This window comes from Daejeonella sp., from assembly GCF_044342615.1.
Taxonomy (GTDB): Bacteria; Bacteroidota; Bacteroidia; order Sphingobacteriales; family Sphingobacteriaceae; genus Daejeonella.
Map to the genome: position 1 here is coordinate 1 of NZ_JBIIPN010000164.1, position 4,970 is coordinate 4,970.

Sequence of the window (4,970 nt, forward strand, 5' to 3'; positions counted from 1 at the left end):
TCAAAATAATCTGCTAGTCCGGAGCAAACACCAGCAATCATTTTATCCTGCTGGTTCCGTTGAAGTTTCTTTTCCATGTTTTAATTATAAATATTTTTAATAAACAATTTTCTATTTGTTAATTGATGAATCAAAACTAAGGTTGAATTAATGCAGTTAAAATAGTCAATAGGTAGGTGGTACAAAGTTCTCGGTAAAAGCCCCTAAATTATCGGTAAAAACAATAATTATATTTCGCCCTCTTGAGGTCTGATAATAATCTCATCTACATTTGCACCTGCACTCATTTGCAAACAAGCAATTACAGTTGCCGCAACATCATCCGCAGAAACAAATCGCTCAGCTGGCAGACTTGTCCCAGACCATGAATCAGTCAATGTAGCACCAGGTATAATAGCGGTAACCTTTATTCCAAAAGCCATCAATGAATCTCTCAAAGCCCTTGTAAGACTCAATAAAGCAGCTTTACTAATGCTATAAGAAGATGCACTTGGTACAGGCTTAAGACTAGCAATGGAACAAATATTAAAGATATATCCAGACGACTGACCTTTCATAGATTGAGTAAAAAACTTACTCAAATAATGAGGTGCTTGCACATTAACTTTCAATTGTCTTTCTAAATCATCTTCCCCCTCTTCAAAAAGATTAGATGGAATATATAAACCTGCATTATTAACTAATACATCAACAGAACCGAGATTTTTAAGCGAAATAGTTGCGAAATCCTTTAACTCAGACATATTTTCCATGTCGGCTTTTATTCCATAAAAACTCAGATTGGGATAAGATTGTTTGAGCTCAACAAGAAAATTATCGATTTCCCCTTGATTTCTAGCACAAAAAGCCACGTTATAATTATTTGCAGCTAGATGTTCCACAATAGCCTTTCCGATACCCTTTGTTGCTCCTGTTACAATTGCATTCATAAGTTAAAATTAAGAAAATGAATTGTGCCTACCTATTTAATTTAAGGCATAATTTCAATTGATTACCTTTGCGTAATAAATTCGTCTTAAAAGAGACGATAATTTTATATTTACATTAAATAATCAGTAAAAAAGCATTTTCAGATGATATTTCACCCCTTAGGTAAATATATTTTATTGTTAAAAGCTGTATTCCGTAGACCCGAAAAATGGAATATCTATCGTAGGGAAATATTCCACGAAATGGTATCTATTGGTGTTGGTTCCTTAGGAATCATTGCGATTATTTCTTTATTTTTGGGTGCTGTAACCACGGTTCAGACTGCCTTTCAGCTAGTTAGCGATTTTATTCCGAAGTCGGTTATTGGTATGATTGTGCGTGATTCAGCAATTTTAGAGCTAAGTCCCACAATCTCAGCCATAGTCTTAGCCGGAAAAGTAGGTTCAAGTGTAGCATCTCAAATAGGCACTATGCGCGTTACAGAGCAAATCGATGCGCTAGAAATTATGGGAATAAACAGTCCCGGTTACCTCATACTCCCAAAAATTATTGGAGCGGTAACAATGATACCTCTCCTTGTTATAATCTCAATTGGATTAACAATTTTTGGAGGATACGTTGCCGGATCGGCCTCAGGAGCGGTAAGTGCGCAAGACTTTATTGTGGGCATTACTTCTGATTTTATCCCATTCACTTTCACAGTATCTATGGTAAAGTCTGTTGTTTTTGCATTTATTATTACTTCAGTCTCGGCCTATCAAGGATTTTACACCAATGGAGGAGCATTAGAAGTAGGAAGATCAAGTACAAAAGCAGTAGTAATTAGTTGTATTGCTATACTGTTTACAGACTATTTAGTTGCACAATTATTACTATGATAAAGGTTAAGAATATACATAAAACCTTTGGAGAAAACCACGTTTTACAGGGTATTTCGGCCGAATTTAAGGAAGGCATGTGCAATCTTATTATTGGAGGGTCAGGTTCAGGGAAAACAACCTTATTGAAGTGCATGGTAGGATTACATGAACCAGAAAAGGGATCTGTAATTTATGATGGTAGAGATTTTACGAGCATGAACTTTCAATCGAGAATTGAAATTCGTACCGAAATAGGTATGCTTTTTCAAGGATCAGCACTTTTTGACTCGATGAATGTGGAGGATAATATCATGTTTCCCATCAACATGTTCACCAATCAAGACAGAAAAGAGAAGCTAGAACGTGCTAATTTTTGTTTGGAGCGAGTAAATCTGGCTGGGAAAAATAAACTATTCCCTTCTGAGCTTTCTGGTGGGATGAAAAAAAGGGTGGGTATTGCTCGTGCAATTGCAATGAATCCCAAATATCTATTTGTAGATGAGCCTAATTCGGGACTCGATCCTAAGACGGCCATTGTAATTGATGAGCTTATTCAAGAAATTACCGAAGAGTTTAAAACCACCACTGTGGTAGTAACCCATGATATGAATTCTGTGATGGGCATTGGTGAGAACATTATTTTCTTACACCAAGGCAAAAAATGGTGGGAAGGTTCAAACAAAGAAATTACAGAATCTAACAATACTGAGCTTAATGAATTTGTATTTGCCAGTAAATTCATGCAAGCACTTAAAAAATAAATTATCGGATTAAATCCATTCAAAAAAGAATAAATGATTCAACTATTAACCCCTCAACACTGGAAAGATTACGAACTGATAGATTGCGGTGATTTTGAGAAATTAGAAAGATTTGGGAATATCATTCTGATAAGGCCAGAGCCTCAAGCTGTTTGGGGCAAGGGGCTCCCCGAAAGTGAATGGACCAAATTACATCATATCCGATTTAAGGGCCGTTCGGCAACATCCGGAGAGTGGATTAAAAAAGATCATAAAACTCCAGATAGGTGGCATATCAGTTATAAAAATGGAAATATTGAATTAAAATTCAGACTAGCCCTCACCTCCTTTAAGCATTTAGGAATTTTTCCGGAGCAGGCAGTGAACTGGGATTATAGCATCAATTGCATTAAGAAATTTAAAACAAAACAGCCCAAAGTATTAAACCTATTTGCCTACACAGGAGGTGCATCTTTAGCTGCTTGTGCTGCTGGCGCAGAAACAACACACGTTGATTCGATCAAACAGGTGGTAAGTTGGGCAAATGAAAACCAAACACTTTCTGGATTGGAAAATATACGCTGGACTGTTGAAGATGCTTTGAAATTTGTGAAGCGCGAAGTAAAAAGAGGGCGTAAGTACAATGGAATTATCCTCGATCCACCGGCATACGGTCACGGGCCAAATGGAGAAAAATGGAAACTTGAAGATAATATCAAGGAAATGATGGATGACGTGGTAAAACTACTTGATGATGACGAACATTTTCTTATCTTGAACACATACTCACTTGGTTTTTCATCCGTTATAGTTGAGAATTTAATACGTTCCTCCTTTCCGGAAGTGCAGAACCTTGAGAGTGGGGAATTATACCTACAAGCAAGCTCAGGTTGCAAATTACCACTAGGGGTATTTGGCAAATTCTGTAAAACCATTTGAGAAATATAAATAATAAACGCGTCTATAAAACCGAAGAAAAACAATAAATCGAATGAAAAAGACCAATTTTATAATAAAAAGCATCGCCATTCTTGCTTTTTCAAGCATTTTCACCAACTGTTCTGAGTCAAATAGTAAGACTGAAAACAAATCAGGAGTGAAAACTGGAGAATCTATTTCAAATGATTCAGAAGTTGAGGAAGATGCTTCACCTGAGCTAGAGCCCATTGATACAGCACTCTACAATCAAAAAATTAAGGAACTTGCCAATGGAGATACCACCGGTAAATGGCCTGTAAAAAATCAGCCTTATCCCCTACCTGGAGCAATTTTACCATATAAAAGAGTGGTTACCTATTATGGCAATCTTTACTCAAAGAAAATGGGTGCTTTAGGTGAATATGCTCCTAAAGAGATGCTAAATATGCTGTATGCTGAGGTTCGCAAATGGGAGAAAGTTGACCCAAAAACCCCAGTCCAGCCAGCACTGCATTATATTGCTGTGGTAGCCGCAGGTGATCCTGGTAAAGATGGAAAATATAGAAATAGAATGCCCGATAAGCATATCGACTCGGTATTAACCATTTCAAGAATGAAGAAAGACATGATTGTTTTTTTAGATATTCAAGTGGCACTAAGTACCATAAAAGATGAGCTTCCAAGACTAGAAAAATATCTTAAAATGCCTAATGTACATTTGGGTATCGACCCAGAATTTTCGATGAAAGGCGGAGTATTGCCAGGTAAAAAAATTGGGACTTATGATGCATCCGAAATTAACTATGTTTCTGATTATTTAGCTAAATTGGTGAAAGCCAACAATTTACCTCCCAAGATTTTTGTAATTCACCGTTTCACAAAAAAAATGGTAACTAATTATCAAAATATTAAATTAAGGCCTGAAGTACAGGTAGTTATGCACATGGATGGATGGGGTGAGCCTGAGCTTAAAAAAGGAACACATCGTCATTTCATTTACTCTGAGCCTGTACAATTTGCCGGCTTTAAGCTGTTTTATAAAAACGACTTAAAGAAGGCTCCAAACAGGTTAATGACACCAGAGGAACTAATGAAACTAAAACCAATACCGAGTTATATACAGTATCAGTAAAGGTGTACTAGTGGTACAGTGCACGAGTGGTACGGTGACAACACCGACCACAGGACAATACCGAGTGATATACAAGTATCAGTAAAAGTGTACGAGTGGTACGGTGGTACAGTGACAACACCGACCACAGGAAAGTACCGAGTGATATACAGTATCAGTAAAGCTGTACGAGTGGTACGTTGTACGAGTGGTACGGTGGTACGGTGACAACACCGACCAGAGGACAATACCGATTGATATAAAGTATCAGTAAAATTGTACGAGCGGTAAGGTGCACGAGTGGTACGGTGACAACACCGACCACAGGACAATACCGAGTGATATACAAGTATCAGTAAAAGTGTACGAGTGGTACGGTGGTACAGTGACAACACCGACCACAGGAAAGTA

At 37.4% G+C, this 4,970-nt stretch carries 6 protein-coding genes; 4 read left to right on the forward strand and 2 right to left on the reverse strand.

The features are described 5' to 3' along the window. Together ACIQ0D_RS11435 and ACIQ0D_RS11440 are read right to left on the reverse strand one after the other, a co-directional pair. Positions 1-77: PspC domain-containing protein (locus tag ACIQ0D_RS11435; RefSeq protein ID WP_395805730.1), on the reverse strand; the 77-nt coding region annotated here is incomplete at its 3' end. Between the two features lie 150 nt (positions 78-227). Then, complete coding sequence (locus tag ACIQ0D_RS11440; protein WP_395805720.1) at positions 228-929, reverse strand: SDR family oxidoreductase; 702 nt, start codon at positions 927-929, stop codon at positions 228-230. 144 nt (positions 930-1,073) lie between these two features. Here ACIQ0D_RS11440 and ACIQ0D_RS11445 point away from each other — a divergent pair, with 144 nt between their 5' ends. From ACIQ0D_RS11445 to ACIQ0D_RS11460, 4 genes are read left to right on the forward strand one after another with little or no spacing between them, the layout of a single operon-like run. After that, on the forward strand, positions 1,074-1,808 hold the full coding sequence (locus ACIQ0D_RS11445; RefSeq protein WP_395805722.1) for an MlaE family ABC transporter permease: 735 nt from the start codon (positions 1,074-1,076) through the stop codon (positions 1,806-1,808). Continuing rightward, positions 1,805-2,551 carry an ABC transporter ATP-binding protein gene (locus ACIQ0D_RS11450; RefSeq protein ID WP_395805724.1) on the forward strand — a complete coding sequence of 249 codons (747 nt, stop codon included), beginning with the start codon at positions 1,805-1,807 and terminating at the stop codon, positions 2,549-2,551. The genes ACIQ0D_RS11445 and ACIQ0D_RS11450 overlap by 4 nt, the downstream gene beginning before the upstream one ends. 33 nt (positions 2,552-2,584) lie before the next feature. Next, entirely contained in the window at positions 2,585-3,469 is an 885-nt protein-coding gene (locus ACIQ0D_RS11455) for a class I SAM-dependent methyltransferase (protein ID WP_395805726.1), read from the forward strand. A gap of 52 nt (positions 3,470-3,521) precedes the next feature. Then, positions 3,522-4,580 carry a hypothetical protein gene (locus ACIQ0D_RS11460; protein ID WP_395805728.1) on the forward strand — a complete coding sequence of 353 codons (1,059 nt, stop codon included), beginning with the start codon at positions 3,522-3,524 and terminating at the stop codon, positions 4,578-4,580. Positions 4,581-4,970 lie beyond the last annotated feature (390 nt).

Excerpts from the sequence above, each read along its gene's own strand:
- ACIQ0D_RS11460 (WP_395805728.1), top strand. The coding sequence starts at position 3,522 with ATGAAAAAGACCAATTTTATAATAAAAAGCATCGCCATTCTTGCTTTT.
- ACIQ0D_RS11445 (WP_395805722.1), top strand. The coding sequence starts at position 1,074 with ATGATATTTCACCCCTTAGGTAAATATATTTTATTGTTAAAAGCTGTA.
- ACIQ0D_RS11455 (WP_395805726.1), top strand. The coding sequence starts at position 2,585 with ATGATTCAACTATTAACCCCTCAACACTGGAAAGATTACGAACTGATA.
- ACIQ0D_RS11440 (WP_395805720.1), bottom strand. The coding sequence starts at position 929 with ATGAATGCAATTGTAACAGGAGCAACAAAGGGTATCGGAAAGGCTATT.
- ACIQ0D_RS11450 (WP_395805724.1), top strand. The coding sequence starts at position 1,805 with ATGATAAAGGTTAAGAATATACATAAAACCTTTGGAGAAAACCACGTT.